Source organism: Streptomyces sp. NPDC026672, assembly GCF_040638185.1.
Lineage (GTDB): Bacteria > Actinomycetota > Actinomycetes > Streptomycetales > Streptomycetaceae > Streptomyces.
Genome location: NZ_JBEZXS010000004.1, coordinates 107,203 through 128,375, shown reverse-complemented (window position 1 = coordinate 128,375; position 21,173 = coordinate 107,203). Strand labels below are relative to the sequence as shown.

At 71.5% G+C, this 21,173-nt stretch carries 19 protein-coding genes; 9 read left to right on the top strand and 10 right to left on the bottom strand.

Going from position 1 to position 21,173, the window contains the following annotated elements; all coding sequences use genetic code 11:
* Nucleotides 1–184: 184 nt before the first annotated feature.
* The 3 genes from AB0F77_RS05455 to AB0F77_RS05445 all read left to right on the top strand — a co-directional run bounded on the left by AB0F77_RS05455 (nt 185) and on the right by AB0F77_RS05445 (nt 2,002).
* Nucleotides 185–781, top strand: coding sequence for a 50S ribosomal protein L25/general stress protein Ctc (locus AB0F77_RS05455; RefSeq protein ID WP_361941838.1), 597 nt, complete (start codon nt 185–187; stop codon nt 779–781).
* Between the two features lie 69 nt (nt 782–850).
* Entirely contained in the window at nt 851–1,453 is a 603-nt protein-coding gene (gene pth, locus AB0F77_RS05450) for an aminoacyl-tRNA hydrolase (protein ID WP_361941835.1), read from the top strand.
* Nucleotides 1,454–1,495: 42 nt separating this feature from the next.
* Nucleotides 1,496–2,002, top strand: coding sequence for a hypothetical protein (locus AB0F77_RS05445; RefSeq protein ID WP_361941832.1), 507 nt, complete (start codon nt 1,496–1,498; stop codon nt 2,000–2,002).
* Nucleotides 2,003–2,080: 78 nt separating this feature from the next.
* Here the strand turns inward: AB0F77_RS05445 and ppc are convergent, their stop codons facing one another.
* A complete protein-coding gene (ppc, locus tag AB0F77_RS05440; protein WP_361941824.1) occupies nt 2,081–4,813 on the bottom strand; it encodes a phosphoenolpyruvate carboxylase in 2,733 nt (910 codons plus the stop codon).
* 303 nt (nt 4,814–5,116) lie between these two features.
* Here ppc and AB0F77_RS05435 point away from each other — a divergent pair, with 303 nt between their 5' ends.
* Nucleotides 5,117–6,124 (top strand): acyl-CoA desaturase, encoded by a 1,008-nt coding sequence (locus AB0F77_RS05435; RefSeq protein WP_361941821.1) that lies wholly within the window; start codon nt 5,117–5,119, stop codon nt 6,122–6,124.
* Nucleotides 6,121–6,798 carry a TetR/AcrR family transcriptional regulator gene (locus AB0F77_RS05430; protein WP_361941818.1) on the top strand — a complete coding sequence of 226 codons (678 nt, stop codon included), beginning with the start codon at nt 6,121–6,123 and terminating at the stop codon, nt 6,796–6,798. Before AB0F77_RS05435 ends, AB0F77_RS05430 begins: the two co-directional genes overlap by 4 nt.
* Here AB0F77_RS05430 and AB0F77_RS05425 read toward each other — a convergent pair.
* Together AB0F77_RS05425 and AB0F77_RS05420 are read right to left on the bottom strand one after the other, a co-directional pair.
* Nucleotides 6,795–7,193: a VOC family protein gene (locus tag AB0F77_RS05425; protein ID WP_361941815.1), complete on the bottom strand. Its 399-nt coding sequence runs from the start codon at nt 7,191–7,193 to the stop codon at nt 6,795–6,797. The genes AB0F77_RS05430 and AB0F77_RS05425 overlap by 4 nt on opposite strands.
* A 2-nt stretch (nt 7,194–7,195) precedes the next feature.
* Nucleotides 7,196–8,008, bottom strand: a complete 813-nt coding sequence (locus AB0F77_RS05420) for a trans-aconitate 2-methyltransferase (RefSeq protein ID WP_361941813.1) — start codon at nt 8,006–8,008, stop codon at nt 7,196–7,198.
* Nucleotides 8,009–8,112: 104 nt separating this feature from the next.
* On the opposite strand from AB0F77_RS05420, the gene tamR reads away from it, so the two are divergent.
* Entirely contained in the window at nt 8,113–8,610 is a 498-nt protein-coding gene (gene tamR / locus AB0F77_RS05415; RefSeq protein ID WP_361941810.1) for a MarR family transcriptional regulator TamR, read from the top strand.
* 231 nt (nt 8,611–8,841) lie between these two features.
* On the opposite strand, the gene AB0F77_RS05410 is transcribed toward tamR, so the two are convergent.
* On the bottom strand, nt 8,842–9,615 hold the full coding sequence (locus tag AB0F77_RS05410; RefSeq protein ID WP_361941807.1) for a response regulator transcription factor: 774 nt from the start codon (nt 9,613–9,615) through the stop codon (nt 8,842–8,844).
* Between the two features lie 259 nt (nt 9,616–9,874).
* Here AB0F77_RS05410 and AB0F77_RS05405 point away from each other — a divergent pair, with 259 nt between their 5' ends.
* On the top strand, nt 9,875–10,354 hold the full coding sequence (locus AB0F77_RS05405; RefSeq protein ID WP_361942545.1) for a GNAT family N-acetyltransferase: 480 nt from the start codon (nt 9,875–9,877) through the stop codon (nt 10,352–10,354).
* Between the two features lie 99 nt (nt 10,355–10,453).
* Here AB0F77_RS05405 and galK read toward each other — a convergent pair whose 3' ends face one another.
* The 3 genes from galK to galT are packed head-to-tail and all read right to left on the bottom strand — an operon-like array spanning nt 10,454 to nt 13,635.
* On the bottom strand, nt 10,454–11,608 hold the full coding sequence (gene galK, locus AB0F77_RS05400) for a galactokinase (protein ID WP_361941804.1): 1,155 nt from the start codon (nt 11,606–11,608) through the stop codon (nt 10,454–10,456).
* The gene (gene galE / locus AB0F77_RS05395; RefSeq protein ID WP_361941801.1) at nt 11,609–12,577 is read right to left on the bottom strand and encodes a UDP-glucose 4-epimerase GalE; all 969 of its coding nucleotides are present in this window, start codon (nt 12,575–12,577) and stop codon (nt 11,609–11,611) included.
* A complete protein-coding gene (gene galT / locus AB0F77_RS05390; RefSeq protein WP_361941798.1) occupies nt 12,574–13,635 on the bottom strand; it encodes a galactose-1-phosphate uridylyltransferase in 1,062 nt (353 codons plus the stop codon). The genes galE and galT overlap by 4 nt, the downstream gene beginning before the upstream one ends.
* 177 nt (nt 13,636–13,812) lie before the next feature.
* Between galT and AB0F77_RS05385 the strand changes: the two genes are divergently transcribed.
* A complete protein-coding gene (locus tag AB0F77_RS05385; protein ID WP_361941795.1) occupies nt 13,813–15,504 on the top strand; it encodes a sodium:solute symporter family protein in 1,692 nt (563 codons plus the stop codon).
* 20 nt (nt 15,505–15,524) lie between these two features.
* Complete coding sequence (locus AB0F77_RS05380) at nt 15,525–15,848, top strand: hypothetical protein (RefSeq protein ID WP_361941792.1); 324 nt, start codon at nt 15,525–15,527, stop codon at nt 15,846–15,848.
* 114 nt (nt 15,849–15,962) lie between these two features.
* On the opposite strand, the gene AB0F77_RS05375 is transcribed toward AB0F77_RS05380, so the two are convergent.
* From AB0F77_RS05375 to AB0F77_RS05365, 3 genes are all read right to left on the bottom strand, one after another.
* The gene (locus AB0F77_RS05375; RefSeq protein WP_361941789.1) at nt 15,963–16,676 is read right to left on the bottom strand and encodes a LuxR C-terminal-related transcriptional regulator; all 714 of its coding nucleotides are present in this window, start codon (nt 16,674–16,676) and stop codon (nt 15,963–15,965) included.
* A gap of 259 nt (nt 16,677–16,935) precedes the next feature.
* Complete coding sequence (locus tag AB0F77_RS05370) at nt 16,936–18,996, bottom strand: PQQ-binding-like beta-propeller repeat protein (protein WP_361941786.1); 2,061 nt, start codon at nt 18,994–18,996, stop codon at nt 16,936–16,938.
* A gap of 62 nt (nt 18,997–19,058) precedes the next feature.
* Nucleotides 19,059–20,855 (bottom strand): PQQ-binding-like beta-propeller repeat protein, encoded by a 1,797-nt coding sequence (locus tag AB0F77_RS05365; RefSeq protein WP_361941783.1) that lies wholly within the window; start codon nt 20,853–20,855, stop codon nt 19,059–19,061.
* Nucleotides 20,856–21,173: the final 318 nt, after the last annotated feature.

Genomic DNA, 21,173 nt, shown 5'->3' with positions numbered 1-21,173 from the left:
CGACCGGAGATCGTTTTGGGCGTGGCCTCCCTCGCCGAGTAGACTGCTTCAGTTGCTCGGCGAGGGAGGCCGCGCCCGTTGTCCATCCGCGGGTGTGGCGGTCCGTTATCGACGCGCTCTTCGTAGCAGGCCGTTCGTGGCCGGGTGACCACGTCCGTTGCTATCTCTACGAGGAGTGATCCATATGGCCGAGGTAAAGATCGCCGCCGAGACGCGCACCGAGTTCGGCAAGGGTGCCGCGCGCCGCGTCCGTCGTGACAACAAGGTCCCTGGTGTGCTGTACGGGCACGGTTCCCAGCCGGTGCACCTGACGCTGCCGGGCCACGAGCTGCTGCTGGCGCTGCGCACGCCGAACGTCCTGATCTCGCTGGACATCGACGGCAAGACCAACGAGCTGGCGATCCCGAAGTCGGTCGTGCGTGACCCGCTGAAGGGCTTCCTGGAGCACGTCGACCTGCTGCTGGTCAAGCGTGGCGAGAAGGTCACGGTCGAGATCCCCGTGCAGGCCGAGGGCGAGCTGGCGCCCGGCGGCAACCTGCTGGAGCACGTGCTGGTCGCGCTGCCGGTCGAGGCCGAGGCCACGCACATCCCCGAGTCGGTGACCGTGTCGGTGGAGGGTCTGGAGGCCGGTGCCTCCGTCCACGCCAAGGACATCACGCTGCCGTCGGGCGTGACGCTGGCCGTGGACGAGGACGCGGTGGTCCTCCAGGTGCTGGCCGCGCAGGCGGAGGAGGCCCCCGAGGGCGAGGAGGCCGAGGGCGCAGAGGTCGCCGAGGCCTGATCCCCGCCGTCGTCGTTCTGTCAGCCGCTGTTCCCCCGGGGGACGGCGGCTGGCGCGTATCAAGGAGACATGGACGTGACCACCCCCGCAGGTGCCCCGTGGCTGATCGTCGGCCTGGGCAATCCCGGACCGGAGTACGCGATGAACCGGCACAACGTCGGGTTCATGGTGGCCGATCTGCTGGCCGAGCGGATCGGGGGGAGGTTCAAGCGGGCCGGCAAGGCGCAGGCGCAGGTCGTGGAGGGGCGGATGGGTCCGCCGGGTCCCGCGAACCGGCGGGTGATCCTGGCGAAGCCGATGTCGTACATGAACCTGTCGGGCGGTCCGGTGAACGCGTTGCGGGACTTCTACAAGGTGCCGCTCGCGAACGTGGTGGCGGTCCACGACGAGCTGGACATCGACCCCGGGACGCTGCGGCTGAAGCTGGGCGGCGGGGACAACGGCCACAACGGGCTGAAGTCGATGACGAAGGCGATGGGCGCGGACTACCACCGGGTGCGGTTCGGGATCGGCCGGCCGCCGGGGCGCATGCAGGTGGCGGACTTCGTGCTGAAGGACTTCTCGTCGGCGGAGCGCAAGGAGCTGGACTACTTCGTGGACCGGGCGGCGGACGCGGTGGAGTGTCTGGTGCTCGAGGGTCTCGAGCGGGCGCAGAGTTCGTACAACTCCTGACTTGTCGCCCACGGGAGTTGACCTTTCGTGGGGGCATGGCCAATGATCCCCGCCATGCCTGCCACTGCCTCCTCCTCCCGTCCGGCTCCGGTCGCCGCGCTGCGGTTCGGACGGCTCGCGGCGATGGGCGCGGTCGCCGTGCTCCTGCTGATCGCGGGGGTGTGGGGGTCGTGGCCGGACGCGCAGCTCGTGATGCTGACGAAGGGCCGTGAGCAGGGCACGGTGGCGGTGCGGTCGTGCGACGGGGAGACGTGCACGGGGACGTTCACACCGGCTGCCGGGAGCACGGGCGCGCGGGGGCCGGTGACGGTGGAGAGTTCGGTGGCGGTCCGCAAGGGGCGGACGTACGACGTGGTGGTGCGGCCGGGGACGGGCGAGGCGGTGCGGTCGGGTCCCGGGGGCGTGCTGTACGCGTGGGTGCCGCTCGGGGGCGCGCTGCTGCTGGCGTCGGTGGTGGTCGCGGGCGGGCTGCGGCTGCGGCGGGCGGCGTGGACGCTGGCGGGTGCGGGGTTCGTGCTGCTGACGGCGGCGTTCCTGGCGGTGCAGTAGGCCGCCGGGCGGAGTGCGGGAGACGGCCGTGCCCCCGGGTTCGTGGAACCCGGGGGCACGGCCGTGTCGTGGCGGGGGTCAGCCGGTGTTGCGCAGGCCGGCGGCGACGCCGTTGACGGTGAGCAGCAGGGCGCGGGAGAGCAGCGGGTCGGGCTGGTCACCGGCGGTGGCGGCGTCGCGCTGGCGCTTGAGCAGGGCGACCTGGAGGTAGGAGATCGGGTCGAGGTAGGCGTCGCGGATGGTGAACGTCTGCCTGAGGACGGGCTGGGCGTCGAGGAGTTCGTTCTCGCCGGTGATGCGCAGGACCTCGCGGACGGTGAGTTCGTGTTCGGTGCGGATGGTGTCGAAGACGTGCTTCAGCTCGTCGGGGACGAGGGTGTCGACGTAGTGCTGCGCGATCCTGAGGTCGGTCTTCGCGAGGGTCATCTCGACGTTGGAGATGAAGTTGCGGAAGAAGTGCCACTGTTCGTGCATCTCGTCGAGGACGCTGTCGAGGCCGGCCTCGCGCAGGGCCTTGAGGCCGGAGCCGACGCCGAACCAGCCGGGGACGATCTGCCGGGACTGGGTCCAGCCGAACACCCAGGGGATGGCCCGCAGGCCGTCGAGGCCGGCGCCCGAGTCGGGCCGCCGGGAGGGCCGGGAGCCGAGGTGCAGGTCGGCGAGCTGGTCGACGGGGGTGGACGCGAAGAAGTACGAGGGCAGGTCGGGGTCGTCGACGAGCCGGCGGTAGGCGGCGTGGGCGGCGTCGGAGACGACGTCCATGGCGGCGTCCCAGCGGGCCAGTGCCTCGACGGACTGCCGGGGGGCGGTGTGCAGGGCGGACGCCTGGAGGGTGGCGGCGACGGTGAGTTCGAGGTTCTCGCGGGCCAGGGAGGGCACGAGGTACTTGTCGGAGATGACCTCGCCCTGCTCGGTCACCTTGATCTCGCCCTCCAGGGTTCCCCAGGGCTGGGCGAGGATGGCGTCGTGGGAGGGGCCGCCGCCGCGGCCGACGGTGCCGCCGCGGCCGTGGAAGAGGCGCAGCCGGACGCCGTAGCGGTGGGCGACGTCGCGCAGGCGGCGCTGGGCGCGGTGGATCTCCCACTGGCTGGTGGTGATGCCGCCGAACTTGGAGGAGTCGGAGTAGCCGAGCATGACCTCCTGGACGTCGCCGCGCAGGGCGACCAGCCGCCGGTAGGAGGGGTCGGAGAGCATGTCCTCCAGGATGGTGTCGGCGGCCTTGAGTTCGTCGGTGGTCTCCAGGAGGGGGACGATGCCGATGGTGGCCCAGCCGGCGTGGAGGTCGACGAGTCCGGCCTCGCGGGCGAGGACGGCGGCGGCGAAGACGTCGTCGGCGCCCTGGCACATGGAGATGATGTAGGACTCGATGACCTCGGGTCCGAAGATCTCCAGGGCGCGCTTGACGGTCCGGAAGACGCCGAGGGTCTTGGCGCCGGCCGCGTCGACGGGGGCGGGGCTCGGGGCGAGGGGCCGGCGGGAGCGCAGTTCCTTCGCGAGGAGCCGGGCGCGGTAGTCGCGGGGCATGTCGGCGTAGCGCCAGGACTCCTCGCCGAGGCGGTCGAAGAGCTGGCCGAGGGCGTGGTGGTGGGCGTCGGCGTGCTCGCGGACGTCCATGGTGGCGAGCTGGAGGCCGAAGGCGGCGAGGGTGCGGATGGTGCGGCCGAGGCGGCCGTCGGCGAAGAGGCCGCCGCGGTGGGCGCGCAGGGAGGTCTGGATGAGGGTGAGGTCGCGCAGGAGTTCGGCGGTGCCGAGGTAGTCGCGGCCTTCCTCGTGGGGGGTGTTGCGGGCGAGGCGCTGCTTGGTGTTGGCGAGCTTCTGCCGGATGCAGGTGGCCTTGAGCCGGTAGGGCTCCTCGGCGTTGAGGCGCTTGTAGCGGGGGCTGATCTCGGGCAGGAGTTCGAGGTCGGTGCGCAGCGATTCGAGGAGTTCCTCGGTGGCGCCCGTGTAGCGGATGGAGTTGGACAGGAAGCCGCGCAGTTCGTCGACGGTGTCCAGCGCGTCGTTGATGCCGTGTTCGTGCTGGAGGATGAGGACGTCCCAGGTCACCTCGGGGGTGACGTTGGGGTTGCCGTCGCGGTCGCCGCCGATCCAGGTGCCGAAGGTGAGCGGGCGGGTGTCGTCGGGGAGGTGGACGCCGACGCGTTCGAGCTCGGCGGTCAGGTCCTCCAGGACGTCGCCGACGGCGCCGGCGTGCAGCTCGTCGAGGTAGTAGATGGCGTTGCGGGCCTCGTCGGCGGGTTCGGGGCGTACGACGCGCAGTTCGTCGGTCTGCCAGACGAGGTCGATGTTCTCGGCGAGGCGGGTGTCGAGGCGGCGGCGGTCGGCCTCGGTGACGGGGGTCTCCAGGAGCGCGGCGATGCGCCGGAGCTTGTTGAGGACGGACCGGCGGGCGGCCTCGGTGGGGTGCGCCGTGAACACCGGGCGAACGTTGAGGTGCTGGACGGTCTGGCGCAGGTGCTCGGGGTCGGCGTCCTTGAGGCGGTCGGCGGTGCGGGCGAGCAGACCGCCCTCGGCCGCGCGGCGGGCGCGCAGCTCGCGGCCGCGGTGGACCTGTTCGGTGACGTTGGCGAGGTGGAAGTAGGTGGAGAAGGCGCGGACCAGCTTGGCGGCGGTCTCCAGTTCGGTTCCGCGCAGCAGTTCGGCGGCGGCTTCGCCGTCCTCGCGGGTGAGGCGGCGGACCTTCTCGACGAGTTCGAGCAGCTCGGGGCCCTCCTGCCTCACGAGGGTCTCGCCGAGGAGGTCACCCAGTCGCCGGATGTCGGCGCGCAGCTCGCTGCTGGTCGTGGTGGTCTGGTCGTCGGCACTGCTCACAGGTGCGGCTCCTTGCAGTGTTGAAGCTCGTCTGGGAGGGAACCCGGACGGTGGCCCGCGGCGGCTGCCGCATAGGGGCCGGGCATCCGGGAAGAAATCAGAGCGGACCGCGCTGTCCGACCGACTCCAAGGATAGGTGTCCATGCGGACGCGCTGGCTATGGGCTCTTGCCGCCGGACGGCGCACTGACATACTTACGACGCCGTAGGTTACGGAACCGTAGGGATGTCGGTTCGGAGTTCCGCTCGGTTCCGGTGGCCCGGTGTCCCTCTCCCCCGACCCTCGATCCCACAGGGGACGCGCATGAGCACGAGTTCAGATGTGATCGACGACGCCCCGAAGTCGACCGACTCCTCTCTTCCCTCCGCGACGCTGGGCGGCGAGCAGAAGCGCTCGATCGAGCAGATCACGCTGCTGCTGTTCATCGTCGTCCCGTTCCTCGCGCTGGTGGCGGCGGTGCCGCTGGCGTGGGGCTGGGGGGTGAGCTGGCTCGACGTCGGGCTGCTGGTCTTCTTCTACTTCCTCGGCTGCCACGGCATCACGATCGGTTTCCACCGCTACTTCACCCATGGTTCGTTCAAGGCCAGGCGGCCCCTGCGGATCGCGTTGGCGATCATGGGGTCGATGGCGGTGGAGGGTCCGCTGGTGCGCTGGGTGGCCGACCACCGCAAGCACCACAAGTTCTCCGACGCGGAGGGTGACCCGCATTCGCCGTGGCGGTTCGGGGAGACGGTCCCGGCGCTGATGAAGGGCCTGTGGTGGGCGCACATCGCCTGGATGTTCGACGAGGAGCAGACGCCCCAGGAGAAGTACGCGCCGGACCTGATCAAGGACCGGGCGATCCGGACGATCTCCCGGCAGTTCATCTGGTGGACGGCGCTGTCGCTGCTGCTGCCGCCGCTGATCGGCGGGCTGGTGACGATGTCCTGGTGGGGCGCGTTCACGGCGCTCTTCTGGGGGTCACTCGTCCGGGTGGCGTTGCTGCACCACGTGACGTGGTCGATCAACTCGATCTGCCACGCGGTGGGCAAGCGGCCGTTCAAGTCGCGGGACCGGTCGGGCAACGTGTGGTGGCTGGCGGTGCTGTCGTGCGGCGAGTCCTGGCACAACCTGCACCACGCGGACCCGACGTCGGCGCGGCACGGTGTGGAGCGGGGCCAGGTGGACTCGTCGGCGCGGATCATCCGCTGGTTCGAGATGCTCGGCTGGGCGTACGACGTGCGCTGGCCGTCACGCTCGCGTATCGATTCGCGTCGCAACACCGGGGAAGGCGACTCCCGGCGGGGGGCGGAGAGCGCGAAGGCGGCATGATTGACGGCGTGGCGACCGATCCCAGCAGCACCCCCAGCAACGAGAAGCCGCGGCGGGCCCGTCGCACCCGGATGACCGGTGCGGAGCGCCGCCAGCAGCTGCTGGAGATCGGTCGCACCCTCTTCGCCGCGAAGGGGTTCGAGGGCACCTCGGTGGAGGAGATCGCGGCGAAGGCCGGGGTGTCCAAGCCGGTGGTGTACGAGCACTTCGGCGGCAAGGAGGGGCTGTACGCGGTGGTGGTGGATCGCGAGATGCGCCGGCTGCTGGACATGGTGACGAGTTCGCTGACGGCGGGGCATCCGCGGGAGCTGTGCGAGCAGGCGGCGTTCGCGCTGCTCGACTACATCGAGGAGTACACGGACGGGTTCCGCATCCTGGTCCGTGATTCGCCGATCCCGCAGTCGACGGGGTCGTTCGCGTCGCTGATCTCGGACATCGCCACCCAGGTGGAGGACATCCTGGGGCGCGAGTTCAAGAGCCGCGGCTTCGATCCGAAGCTGGCTCCGCTGTACGCGCAGGCGCTGGTGGGGATGGTGGCGCTGACGGGGCAGTGGTGGTTGGACGTGCGCCGCCCGAAGAAGGCGGAGGTGGCCGCGCACCTGGTGAACCTGGCGTGGCACGGTCTGGACGGGCTGGAGCCGAAGCCGCGGCTGATAGGCCACCGCAAGTCCTAGCGGCCGAGGGGCCGCCGCGAGTCCTGGGGGACGGGTTCGAGGAACTCCAGGCGGTTGCCGACCGGGTCGGCGCAGTAGAAGCGGCGGTGGCCGGGGAGGTCGTGATCCCAGGTGACGGGGGTGCCGTCGGCCGTGAGCCGGGCGGCGAGGCCGTCGATGCCGGTGACACGGAGCCCGGGGTGGGCCTGGCGGGCGGGGCGGTAGCCGTCCTCGACACCGATGTGCAGGTGGACGCTCCCGGCGTGGAACCAGCAGCCGCCGCGGACCGCGAGGGCGGGCGGCTTGGGCACCTCGGTCATGCCGAGGGTCCCGGCGTAGAAGCGGCGCAGCAGGTCCTCGGTGCCGGGCGGGGCGGCGAGCTGGACGTGGTCGACGGCGGTGAGCGCGGTGCGCATCGTCAGCCCTCCTTCACGGCGACGGCGAACAGCCGGCGGAAGGGCAGGACGGTGCCGTGGTCGGCGGCGGGGTAGGCCCCGCGGAGCAGGTCGCGGTATTCGGCGACGAAGGCGTCGCGGGCCCCGGGGTCGTCGGCGAGGGCGGTGAGGACGGGGCGCAGTCCGGTGCCCCTGACCCAGTCGAGGACGGGGTCCTGGCCGGTCAGGACGTGGAGGTAGGTGGTCTGCCAGACGTCGGTGGCGCAGCCGAGGCGGGTGAGCCGGTCGAGGTAGGTGGCGGCGGGGTGGACGGAGTCCTCGTGGCGCAGGACGTCGCCGAGGCGGGGTTTCCAGCGGGGGGTGGCGGCGAGTTCGCGCATGAGGGTGTGCAGGGGCGCGTCGATGTTGTCCGGCACCTGGAAGGCGAGGGTGCCGCCGGGGGCGAGGGCGTCGAGCCAGACGGGGAGGGCGTCGAGGTGCCCGGGGACCCACTGGAGGGCGGCGTTGGAGACGATCAGGTCGTACGTCGTCGAGGGCGTCCAGTCGCGCAGGTCGGCGTGGGCGAAGTCGAGGGTGCCGCCGCCGGGGGTGGGGCCGGCGTGTTCGGTGAGGGCCCGGTCGAGCATGGCGGGCGAGTTGTCGTAGCCGGTGACGTGGGCGGTGGGCCAGCGGGCGGTGAGGTGGGTGGTGACGTTGCCGGGGCCGCAGCCGAGGTCGGCGATGCGGGGCGGGTCGCCGGGGAGGCGGGGGACGCGGGCGAGGAGGTCGGCGAAGGGGCGGGCGCGGTGGTCCGCGTGGCGGAGGTACTGGGCGGGGTCCCAGGTCGGTGAGGTCATGTCGTCCACCTTCCCAGCATGATTATCTCGACGTCAAGAGAGTCGACGTCAAGATATTCCATGTCAAGAGACTTCACATCGACACAACCACTACACTGATCGCCATGGAGGACGAGGTCGATCGGCTGGTCGCTGCGTGGCGCCGGGAGCGCCCTGACCTCGACGTGGAACCGCTCGAGGTGCTCAGCCGGGTGAGCAGGCTGGCCCGGCATCTGGACCGGGCGCGCCGGCTGGCCTTCGCGGAGCACCAGCTGGAGCCGTGGGAGTTCGACGTGCTGACCGCGCTCAGGCGCGCGGGATCGCCGTACCAGCTCTCACCGGGGCAACTGCTGACACAGACGCTCGTCACGTCCGGCACGATGACGAACCGGATCGACCGGCTGGCCAAGAAGGGCCTCGTGGAGCGGCTGCCCGACCCGAGCGACCGGCGGGGGGTGCTCGTCCGGCTGACGGAGGAGGGCCAGGACCGCGCGGACCAGGCCCTGGCCGGGCTGCTGGACCAGGAGCGGGCGATCCTCGCGGAGCTCTCCCGGGCCCAGCGCAGCGAACTCGCCGCCCTCCTGCGCCAGCTGACGGCCCCCTTCGACAACATCCCGAACTGACCCGCCCGAGCCCATCCACCCGAGCCCATCCGCCCGAATCGACCTGCCCGAGCCCGTCCGTCCGAGCCCATCCGCCCGAACCGACCCGCCCGAGCCGGTCTTTCCCCGCCGACCCGTCCGAACCGACCTGCCCGAGCCGCACCTTCCGCGCCGGCCTGCCCGAGCCGCACCTTCCGCGCCGACTCGTCCGAAACCGACCTGCCCGGGGCCGCCCCCGCCGGAGACGCCCCGTCAGGCCGTGTTGGGCTGTTGCGGGGTGATGCGGGACGTGGGGGTCAGGTCGGCCGGGCCCACGCCGGCCCTGCGGGCCAGGGCGACCGCGGCGAGGGTGGAGTGGACGCCGAGCTTGCCGAGGACGTTCTGCATGTGGGTGCGCACCGTGTGCGGGGAGAGGAACAGCCGCTCGGCGACGGCCTTGCGGCCGAGCCCGGCGACCATGCACCGCAGCACCTCCCGCTCCCGCGGCGTCAGCGACTCCACCAGCCGCTCGCTCTCGGTGCGGTGCCTGCGTGCGGCCGTGAGCTCCCGCAGCACCCCGGTGAGCAGCGCCGGCGGCAGGTGCGTCTCGTCGCGCAGCACCCCCCGGATGACGGTGAGCAGCCGGGACAGCGAGCAGTCCTTGGCGACCCAGCCGGAGGCACCGGCCTGGAGCGCGAGCGCCGCCCGCCGCGGGTCGTCCTTCTCGGCGAGGACCACCGTCCGCACCCCCGGCTGGGCCGAACGCACCCCCGCCACCAGCGAGATGCCGTCGACCAGCACCTCCTCGTTGCCCTCCCGCACCGGCACGGCGGGCCGGGCGGCGGGCACGTGACCGCCGAGGTCGGCGTCGACGAGCAGCACGTCGAAGCGGCGCCCCTCGCCGACCGCCCGTTCCAGGCAGCGCAACGCCGCCGGACCGCTGCCGGCCGCGGACACCTCGACGTCGGGCTCGGCCGCCAGCGCGGCGGCCAGTGACTCGGCGAAGATGCGGTGGTCGTCGACGACGAGGACTCGGATACGAACCATGAAACCCCCTTCCCCTGGCTCTCCACGAGCAGGGGATACCCCAAGGTCCGGAGAACGACGACCGTGCGCGGACTCGGCACCCGCGGATGACGGAACCGCACGGCCGCCGCCGTGCAGACACTGCTACCCCCACCGCGGGTGTCGAACCCGGCTGTCTCGCCCCCTGATGAGCACCGGCCCCCACCGGCACTGTTCATCAGAGTACGGACGGGGGCCCGGAGCGGAAGCGGATTTGCAGAACTGGCCGTCCGTCGCGTTTATGGTGTGCCGCATGTTTCGTATTGAGACGGAAGTCGACAAGGCGAAGCGCGATCTTCTCCGCTCCCGGCTGCTGGAGACCAACATGGCGGCCTCCCCCGTGCTGCGCGCCCTGCGCGGAACCCCGGGCGAACGCGAACTCCCGCTGCACGTCTGGGCGTCGGACGCGGCCGGTGACCTCGCGGGCGGCCTGGTCGGCCACACCTGGACGACCTGGCTGCACGTGACCTATCTGTGGGTGGCCGGCGTCCACCGCGGCGCGGGCCTCGGCAGTCGGCTGCTCGCGGAGGCGGAACGCGTCGCCCGCGACGAACGGGGCTGCGCGGCCGTGCGGTTGGAGACCTGGGACTTCCAGGCGCCGGACTTCTACCGCGGGCAGGGGTACGAGGTGGCCTGTGTGATCGAGGACTACCCGCCGGGCCTGACCGAGTACACGATGACCAAGCGGTTCGACCGGCACCGGCCCCCCGGGAGACCGTGAGCCCGGGGGCCGTACCCGCGTGGGAGCCGCGTCCGCGCGGACGCTGCACGGCCCCGCACGCGGGTGCGTGCGGGGCCGTGTCCCGGCGGCGCCGGACGGTCAGGTCGCCCGGTGGGCGCCAGGTCCAGGGACCGCCTCGAAGACGCGCGGCGCCCGGAACCCGGCCGCCGCGAAGGCCTCCTCGACGGACTTGGTGATCGCCTCGACGTCCGTGGCCTCCGCGAGCACGATCGCCGAGCCGCCGAAGCCGCCGCCCGTCATCCGGGCGCCCAGCGCGCCCGCGGCCAGGGCCGTGTCGACGACCAGGTCCAGCTCGGGGCAGGAGATGCGGAAGTCGTCGCGCAGCGAGGCGTGGCCCTCGGTCAGCACCGGGCCGATCTCCCGCGTCCCGCCCGACTCCAGGAGCGCGACGACGCGTTCGACACGCTGGTCCTCGGTCACCACGTGCCGCACCAGCCGCCGTACCTCCTCGTCGTCGCCCAGCCGCTCCAGGGCCGCGTCGAGGCCGTCGTAGGGCACGTCCCGCAGCGCGTCCACGCCGAGCAGGGCCGCGCCCTTCTCGCAGCCGGCGCGGCGCTTGCCGTACTCGCCGTCGCTGTGGGCGTGCTTGACGCGGGTGTCGACGACCAGCAGGCGCAGGCCCTCGGCGGCCAGGTCGAAGGGGATCTGGCGCTGCGAGAGGTCACGGGTGTCGAGGAACAGCGCGTGGCCCTCCTCGCAGCAGGCCGACGCGGTCTGGTCCATGATCCCGGTGGGCGCCCCGACGTACACGTTCTCCGCGCGCTGGCACAGACGGGCCAGCCGCCAGCGCTGGAGACCGAGGTCGTACAGGTCGTTGAGGGCGAGGGCGACGACGACCTCCAGGGCCGCCGAGGAGGACAGGCCCGCGCCGGTCGGCACGGTCGACGCCAGATGGACGTCGGCGCCGGTCACCGCGTGCCCCGCCTCGCGCAGCGCCCAGACGACGCCCGCCGGGTACGCCGTCCAGCCGCGGTCGCTCTCGGGGGCGAGGTCGTCAAGGGACAGCTCCACGACGCCGCCCTCGACGTCCGCCGAGTGCAGCCGCAGCACGCCGTCCGTGCGCCGCGCGACCGCGGCGGTCGTCACGTGCGGCAGGGCGAACGGCATGACGAAGCCGTCGTTGTAGTCGGTGTGCTCACCGATCAGGTTGACCCGGCCGGGCGCCGACCACACGCCCTCCGGCTCGCTCCCGTACAGCTCGACGAAGGCGTCCCGCACCTGCTGTGCCCCCACTTACCGCTCCTCTGCGATGTTCTGCGCGAACTCCCACGCGTCCGCGACGATCCCCGCGAGGTCCGCGCGGGTCGGGTTCCAGCCCAGCTTCTCGCGGGCGGCGTCGGCGGAGGCGACCAGCACCGCCGGGTCGCCTCCGCGGCGCGGCGCCACGACCTCGGGGACGGGGTGGCCGGTCACCCGGCGCACGGTCTCGACGACCTCGCGCACGGAGAAGCCGTTGCCGTTGCCGAGGTTGCAGATGAGGTGCTCGCCCGGGGCGGCGGCCTCGACCGCCAGCAGATGGGCCTGGGCGAGGTCGGCGACGTGGATGTAGTCGCGCACGCAGGTGCCGTCGGGGGTGGGGTAGTCGTCGCCGTAGACCGAGATGGCGTCGCGGCGGCCCTGGGCGACCTGGAGGACGAGCGGGATGAGGTGCGACTCGGGGTCGTGCCGCTCGCCGTGGGCACCGTAGGCGCCCGCCACGTTGAAGTAGCGCAGGGACACCGCGCCCAGGCCGTGGGCGACGGCCTCGCCGGTGATCATGTGGTCGACGGCGAGCTTGGAGGCGCCGTAGGGGCTGGTGGGCCTCGTGGGCGCGGTCTCGACGATCGGGACCTGCTCCGGCTCGCCGTAGGTGGCGGCCGTGGAGGAGAAGACGAGCCGGCGCACGCCCGCCTCGCGCATCGCGGCGAGCAGCGCCATGGTGCCGCCGACGTTGTTGTCCCAGTACTTCTCGGGCTTCACGACCGACTCGCCGACCTGCGAGAACGCCGCGAAGTGCAGCACGCCGTCGTAGGAGGGGTCGAGCCACTTGGCGGCGTCGCGGATGTCGCCCTCGACGAACGCGGCCCCGGCCGGCACGCCCTCCCGGAACCCCGTGGAGAGGTTGTCCAGCACCGTGACCTCGTGCCCGGCCTCCAGCAGGTGCTGGGCCACCACACTGCCGACGTAGCCCGCGCCACCGGTGACCAGATACTTCCCGCTCATGAACTCGCTACCTCTCGAAGTCGCTCGGCCGCGCGCTCCGGCGGCACGTCGTTGATGAACACGCCCATGCCGGACTCGGAGCCCGCGAGGAACTTCAGCTTGCCGGAAGTCCGGCGGATGGTGAAAAGCTCGAGGTGGAGCGCGAAGTCGTCACGGTTCACGCCCTCGAACTCCTCCAGCGTCCCGAACGGTGCCTGGTGCCAGGCGGCGATGTAGGGCGTGGGGGGCTCGCCCTCTCCGAAGATACGGTCGAAGCGCCTCAGGAGTTCCAGGTAGAGGCGGGGGAACTCGGCGCGCGCCGCCTCGTCGAGCGCGAGCAGGTCGGGCACGCGCCGCTTGGGGTACAGGTGGACCTCGTACGGCCAGTGCGCCGCGTACGGCACGAAGGCCACCCAGTGTTCACCCTCCAGGACGATCCGCTCGCCCGCGAGTTCACGTGCCACGACGGCGTCGAAGAGGTTCTCCCCGCCGGTCGCCTCCTGGTGTGCCGCGAGGGAGCGCAGCATCAGCGCGGTGCGGGGGGTGGTGAAGGGGTAGGCGTAGATCTGGCCGTGGGGGTGACCGAGCGTCACACCGATCTCCTCGCCGCGGTTCTCGAAGCAGAACACCTGCTCCACGGAGGGGAGATGGGACAGCTCGGCGGTGCGGTCGGTCCACGCGTCGAGGACCAGCCGGGCCTGCTCCTCGCCGAGGTCGGCGAAGGACGCGTCGTGGTCGGAGGTGAAGCAGACGACCTCGCAGCGGCCCGAGTCGCCGGCCAGGGAGGGGAAACGATTCTCGAAGACCACGACGTCGTACGAGGAGTCGGGGATCTCGCTCAGCCGGTCGCCCCGCGTGGGGCACAGCGGGCACTGGTCGGCCGGGGGGTGGTACGTGCGGCCCTGCCGGTGCGAGGCGATCGCGACGCTGTCGCCGAGCAGCGCGTCCCGGCGGATCTCGGAGCGGGTGACCGTGGCCTCCAGCGGGCGTCGGTCGACCGCGTCGCGCACGGTGTCGTCGCGCAGGTCGTAGTAGATCAGCTCACGACCGTCGGCCAGCCGGGTCGAGGTCCTCTTCACGCCGGACTCCTCTACGTACGCACCCAATCAATCAACACAATCAAACATAACAGACCAGATTCCATCCCTCCCCTGCCCATCACAATCCAACAAAGAACACCAGCAGAAGTGTTCAATCACTGAAGGCGGAGGCATAGGTTCCGCACCGGATCAGTTCGCGCAACGAAGCGGGTACTCATGGAAACCCCCACACACATGTCCCCCTATCTCGCGGAAGGGCTACGGCTCCCCACCAACGGCCTGGACTACACGATCCTGGCGATCTACTTCGTCGTCGTGCTCGGCATCGGCTTCGCGGCCCGCCGCTCGGTGAAGACCAGCCTCGACTTCTTCCTCTCCGGGCGCTCGCTGCCCGCCTGGATCACCGGTCTCGCGTTCATCTCGGCGAACCTGGCGGCCACCGAGATCCTGGGCATGGCGGCCAACAGCGCCCAGTACGGCGCCTACACCGTGCACTGGTACTGGATCGGCGCCATCCCGGCCATGGTCTTCCTCGGCCTGGTGATGATGCCCTTCTACTACGGCAGCAAGGTCCGCTCGGTCCCCGAGTTCCTGCTGCTGCGCTTCGACAGGGCCGCCCATCTGCTGAGTTCGATCCTGTTCGCCTTTGCCGCCATCCTGATCGCCGGTGTGAACCTGTACGCGCTGGCGATCGTGGTGGAGGCCCTGCTGGGCTGGCCGCAGTGGGTGGCCATCGTGGTCGCCGGCTTCTTCGTGCTGGCGTACATCACCCTCGGCGGTCTGTCGTCCGCGATCTACAACGAGGTGCTCCAGTTCTTCGTGATCCTGGCGGCCCTCATCCCGATCACCATGCTCGGTCTGAAGAAGGTCGGCGGCTGGGGCGGTCTGACCGACAAGCTCACCGCGACCCACGGGCAGGACTTCACCACCGCCTGGGGCGGCACCGGCATCGGCAGCGTCAACCCGCTGGGCGCCAACTGGCTGACCATCGTGCTCGGCCTCGGCTTCGTGCTCTCCTTCGGCTACTGGACGACCAACTTCGCCGAGGTGCAGCGCGCCCTGTCCGCGAAGAACCTCTCGGCCGCCCAGCGCACCCCGCTGATCGCCGCCTACCCGAAGATCTTCATCGTCTTCCTGGTGATGATCCCGGGCCTGGTCGCCGCCGCGCTGGTCCCGAAGATCGGCACCGCGGGCTCGGACCTCCAGTACAACGACGCGATCCCGTACCTCATGCAGGAGTTGCTGCCCAACGGTGTGCTCGGCATCGCGGTGACCGGTCTGCTCGCCGCCTTCATGGCCGGCATGGCGGCCAACGTGTCGTCGTTCAACACGGTGTTCACCACGGACATCTGGGCCAAGTACGTCGTCAAGGACCGCGAGGACGGCTACTACGTGCGCTTCGGACGGCTCATCACGGCGATCGGCGTGCTCGCCTCGATCGGCACGGCGTTCCTCGCGTCGTCGTTCTCGAACATCATGAGCTACCTCCAGACGCTGTTCTCCTTCTTCAACGTGCCGATGTTCGTCGTCTTCATCGTCGGCATGTTCTGGAAGCGCGCGTCCGCCAAGTCCGGCTTCTGGGGCCTGCTCGCGGGCACCACCGCCGCGATGATCAACTACTTCGTCCTCTACAAGCAGGACGTCATCGGCATCCCGTCCGACCAGGGCGCCAACTTCGTCTCCGCGATCGCGGGCTTCGTCGCGGGCGCGGTCGTCATGGTCGTCGTGTCGCTGTTCACCAGCCCCAAGCCGGCGGAGGACCTCCAGGGCCTCGTCTACGGCACCCGCTCCCCCGGTATGGCCGAGGCCCCGGCCGCGGGCGACGACGCCTGGTACCGCAAGCCGGCCCTGCTGGGCTGGGGCGCCGTGATCATCGCGGCCGCTTGCTACATCCCGTTCTCGCTGTGACGCGGGAGGATGGAGAGACCATGAACGAGCACCACGGATACTCCGAGCGAGACGTCCAGCGGGAGGTCAGCGAACTCGAGGAGAAGTCCGCGACCGCCGCCCGCATCTTCGACCTGCGCCGCATCATCGGCGGGCTGTTCGTCCTCTACGGCGTCATCGTGACGATCACCGGCATCACCGACTCCCAGGCCGAGATCGACAAGGCCCAGGGCATCAACATCAACCTGTGGACGGGCATCGGCATGCTCCTCCTCGGGCTGTTCTTCCTGGCCTGGCTGAAGCTGCGCCCCACTCCCCCGCCGGTCCCCGCGGAGACGGAACCGCAGGACGGACCGGCGAAGTGACCGCACGCACGCCGGAGCGCAGCCCTGACCGCACGCCGGGCCGCACGCCGGACCGCACGCCGGCCGGCCCCGCGACCCGGCACTGACGGCACGGCTCCCGAGGGGCCGGAGCGCCTACCGCTCCGGCCCCTCCGCCGGATACGGGCGCGGTCCCGGACCGGACGGCGGGCCCGCCCGGTCCAGCAGCCCCGTGCGCGCGGCGAGCGCCGCCGCCTCCAGTCGGGAGCCCACCCCCAGTTTCATGAGGACCCGCTGGACATGGGTCCTGGCCGTGGACGGGGCGATGCCCATGCCGGCCGCGATCAGCCGGGTGTCCTCGCCGTCGGCGACCCTGACCAGCACCTCCACCTCCCGCGGGGTGAGCATCTGGAGCAGCCGCTGACCCTCGTCGTCGGGCTGGGCCGCGGGATTCAGCAGTTCGCCGAACGCGCCCTGGAGCAGTTGCGGTGCGACGGCCGCCTCTCCCGCCCTGGCCTTCATGATCGCCCGCTCGACGCCCTCGATCCGCTCGTCGTGCCGTACGTACCCCGCCGCCCCGGCCGCGAAGGCCGCCGCGATCCCGCGCGGCGAGGGCACAGGACCCAGGACCAGCACCGCCACCTGCGGCCGCTCCCGCTTGATCCGCACCACCGGGTCGAAGACCCCCGGCTCGGCCGGCGCCGCCGTGCCCAGCAGGCACACCTCGGGCGCGCGGGCGATCACCAGCTCGGCCGCGCCCGCGGCCGGAGCCGCCGCCGCGAGCACCCGGTGTCCGCGCAGTTTCAGCGCCGAGGCCAGCGCCTCGGCGAGCAACCGGTGGTCGTCGACCACCATGAGCCGCACTCCCACAGAGCAACCCCCCAGTCCCCCCAATGGATGCCCCACTATGGATGCCCACTGGTCCGCGTGGACAGAGGGCCCCCGGCACCTCCGCCTTCATGCCCCCGGAAGCTACACGCTTGTTCGACGTTGCGCTGCCCCTACTGATGAGAAGTGCCCCGGATCGGAGGAATCTCAGGGTTTTCTTGCTTTCGCGGGTGATGAGCGGTACGCGCACGGCTCCGCCCCTGAGCAGGGACGGAGCCGTCACGGCGAGGGGCGCGGCCGGTCAGCCGCCGGCGCCGAACGCGACCACCAGGTACTCGTCGCCGGACGAGGTCTGCCGCTTGCTGGCGAAGACCGCGGACATGTAGAGGCGGCCCTCGGCGTAGCGGATCTCGGCGTACTCCGGCAGCATGCCGGTCTCCGCGTCCCGCACCGACTCGGTCGCCGGGTTCTCCAGCAGCCTGGTCTCCTTGAACGAGCCGCCGTCGATGCTGACGATCTGGCCGCCCTTGTCGTAGGGCGGGCGCTTGTACGCGAGCAGGTTGCCGCCGTCCATGCGCAGCGGGGAGATCGTGTAGCCGTCGCCCGCGTCGGCGCGCTGGCCGGTCTGCTTCCCGGTGGCCAGGTCGAAGGCGACGATCTCGTTGGTCCTGCTGTACTTGCCGTCGCCGTCGTGCTCCTCGGTCGGCACGTACAGCCGGTCGCCGCCGACGACGATCTCCTTGCAGTACTCGATGCGGGAGATGCCGTCGCAGCGGCCGCCGAATTCGTCGCCCGGCGCGGAGATGCGGGCGCGCAGGCCGCCCGTCCTGTTGTCGATGGAGAAGTAGTCCGAGATGCCGCTGCCGTCGCCGGCGCTGTCGCCGACGTCGGCGGCCACGACCAGCGGGTCCGTCGAGACCACGGCGGCGTACTCGATGCCCGTGGCCATCTTGTACTCGGAGATCACCTTCCCGGACTTCGGGTCGATGGTCTGGATGTGCAGCTGACGGCTGTCGTACGTGCCGCACTTGCGGACCGCCACCAGCTTCGCACCGCCGCCGTACCCGGCGTCGTAGCAGGTGTCGGCCGGCTTGGGCTGCCACAGCGACTTGCCGGTGGAGAGGTCGAAGGCGGCGCCGCCGCTGGTGCTGCCGACCGCCACGGTGTCCTGGGCGATCGTGACGTTGTCGAGGTTGATCGGGGTGTCACCGGACCGGACCGTCTTCGTCCAGAGCCTGGCGCCCGCGTCGAGGTCGATCACGGCGATCTGGCTGCACCCGGCCGAGGAGTTCTTCTGCGGCATCTTCGGCTGGAAGACCACGGCCGTCCTGTGGTCGGCCGTGACGTGGTCGGTGACCGTGCAGACCGGGCCGGGCAGCGGGATCGTCCACAGCCTGGTGCCCTTGGCGGGGTCGTAGCCGACGATCTGCGCGACGCCGGCCTTGGCGTACACCTTGTCGGTCAGCCAGGAGCCGGAGGTGACGACCGTGTCGTCCACCTTGGGCATCGGGACCTGGAAGAGGACCTTGGAGGCGGGGTCGGAGGGCACCTTCTCCTTTCCGCCCGTGGAGGTGCCGCCGCCGCTGTCGCCCTTGGTGTCCTGGCCTCCTGTGGTGCCGCCGGAGCCGGCGGTGGTGTCCTTCTTGCCGTCCTGGCCGTCGCCCGAGCCCTTCGCGTACCAGATGCCGCCGCCCACGATCAGCGCGATCGCGACGACCGCCGCGACGATGATGACCAGCTGCGCCCTGGACTTCGCGGGCCCGCCGGGCATACCGGGCTGCGGCTGCATCGGCACGGTGGGCTGCCCCGGGTAGCCGTACCCGGGCCGGCCGTAGGCCGTCGGCTGGGCGTACGGGTTGGGTTGCTGGCCCGGGTAGCCGTAGCCCTGGGGCTGCGGGGGCGCACCCTGCGGATATCCGTATCCGGGGGGCGGGGACGGCGGGGTCTGGGGGCCGGTGCCCTGCGGGGGCTGCTGCGGGTAGCCGTATCCCGGCTCCGGCGACTTGGCGAAGTCCGGCGGACCGACCGGGGGTTGGGGAGCCCCGAAGCCCGGCTGACCGCCCTGCGGAGGCTGCGGAGCCCCGAAACCGCCCTGCTGCGGGGGCTGTTGGGCAGGGGGTTGGGGTGCGGGGGGCTGGTGCGGCGCGGGCTGCCCGGGGACCGGGGGCTGCTGGGCGGGGGGTTGGGGCGCCGACGGCTGTTGCGCGGGCTGCTCGGGGGCCGGAGGCTGCTGCGGGGCCGGGGGCTGGGGTGCCGACGGCTGCGGGGCGGGCGGCTCGGGGGTGGGCGGTTGCTGGGGTGGCTGGTCCTGGGGCGGGCCGAAGCTTCCCTGCTGCGGGGGCTGGTCGGGCGGCTGGGTCATGGCGGGCTACCTCTGGAGAGCGCTCGGGGACGGCGGTGACGATGTGGAGGGGCCGGGCGGCCTCACTTGCCGTAGGCGAGCATCAGCTTCTCCTTCGTGTCGTCGTTGCCGGTCAGCCGGGTGGAGGAGATGTAGAGACGCCCGTCGACCCAGTCGACGTCACCGTCGTAGAAGCCGCCCTCGATCCGCGCGGCACCCTCCGGGTTCTGCATCAGCCGGACCGGCTGGTGGCCCGAGCCCGTGGTCGGGATCGACACGACCTGGCCGCCCGCGTCGTAGGTCGGCTCGACGTACGCCACGAGGTGACCGCCGTCGGTCTTCAGCGGCGTCATCTTCTCGTCCGCGGGCGACTTGACCCGCCACTTCTCCTTGCCGTCGGCGAGGCCGATCGCCACGATCTCGTTGGCGCCGCTCGTCGCGTCGGTCGGCAGATAGAGGGTGTCGGCGTCGACCACGACACCGCTGCACCCCTGGAGGTCGCGTTCGAGGATCGCCCAGCCGCACTGCGGGGCGAACTTCTCGTCGACCTTGACCTCCGAGCGGAAGCCGCCGCTCGCGGTGAAGGTCGAGATGTTCCACGCCTTCTTGTCCTGGTTGGTCAGATAGACCACGAGCGGGTCGACGGAGTAGGTCCGCGCGACCGTCCAGCCGTTCTTGACCTTCTGGGTCCAGCGCACCTTGCCGGTGGCCGGGTCGAGTTCCTGGATCTCGTCGTGCGCGTCGGTGCCGCCCGCGCCGCAGGAGGCCACGGAGACCAGCCGGTCCGTGCCGCCCGCGAAGGCGGTCGGGAAGCAGGAGGCGCCGTACTTCTTCTTGTCGAACAGCTTCTTCCCGGTGGCCAGGTCGTACGCCGTGCCCGACTGCGAGCGGCCCACCATCAGCGTCTTGCCGGCGACGCTCAGTTCGACGGTGATCGTGCTGTCGAACAGCGCGCCGTCGGCGACCTCGCCGCTCCAGCCCTTCGCGCCCGTGTTCAGGTCGATCTGCTGGAGCCGGTTGCACTTGGCGCGGTCGGTGCTGCCGCTCATGTACGCCACGACGACCTTGTCGTCCGCCGACTTCTGCGGTGTGACCGCGCAGATCTTCTCCGGGAACGTGATCGGCGCCCACGTGGGCTTGCCGTCGGCCACGTCGAAGGCGAAGACCTGCTTGTACGCCGCCTTCACCGCCGTCCTGCCGGTGATCCACATGCCGGGGGCGTCGGCGCCGGAACCGGGCGCGTCCGGCGCCGACTTGTACCAGAGCACCTTGGACTCGCCGGGCTTGCGGCCCTCGTTGAGGTTCTCGGGGTCCTCACCGCCGTCGCCGCTGCCGTCACCGGGGTTGACCGGGTCGGCGGAGGCGGAGCCGGTGGGCTCGGGGTCGTCGGACTTCTGCGCGACCGGCTTCTTGTCGTCACCGCCGCTCGTGAGCGCGAACACCGTGCCGCCGATGACGAGCAGCGCGGCGACCGCGGCGCCGATCACCAGCGCGGGCTTCCCCCTGAAGCCGCCTCCGCCACCGGGCGGCGGGGTGCCGGGGCCGACGGGAGCGCCGGGGTACTGGGGCTGCGCCGGGTAGCCGTACGCGGGCTGCTGTCCGTACGGTCCCGGCTGCTGCGGTGGCCCGTACGGTCCGGGCTGCTGCGGCTGGGCGTACGGTCCCGGCTGCTGCGGCTGGCCGTAGGGACCAGGGGTGTTGTACGGGCCGGGCTGGGCATAGGGGCCGGGCTGCTGCGGGGGCTGCGGTCCGGCGGGCGGAGGCGTCTGCGGGGCGGGCGGCGGCGGAGTCTGCGGGGCGCCGAATCCCGCGCCCTGCGGCGGCTGTTCCTGCGGTGCTCCGAAACCGCCCTGCGGCGGCTGCTCCGGCGGCTGGGTCATCAGCGCTTTCCCCCTGTATTCACTGATTTCTGGCCACACCCGAAGGCGGTGGCGGGCCCGGGAAGGCCGTCGGACGGTTCCCGGACTGCCCATTTCTATCACTCGGCACCGACACCGGTCCGGGCCCGATCCCCCGCTGTTCCCAAGGGAGAACCGCGCCGTGATGCCTCCGTTACGACCCTTCACACCCCCTCCACGCACCGCGCGCCCCCGCCCCGATTCGCCCTGCCCACCCCAAATCAGGAACGGATCAGGACCGGCCGAAACCAGACCGGTCCGGACCGGTACTCCGGTCCGGACCGGGGCGGACGAACGCGC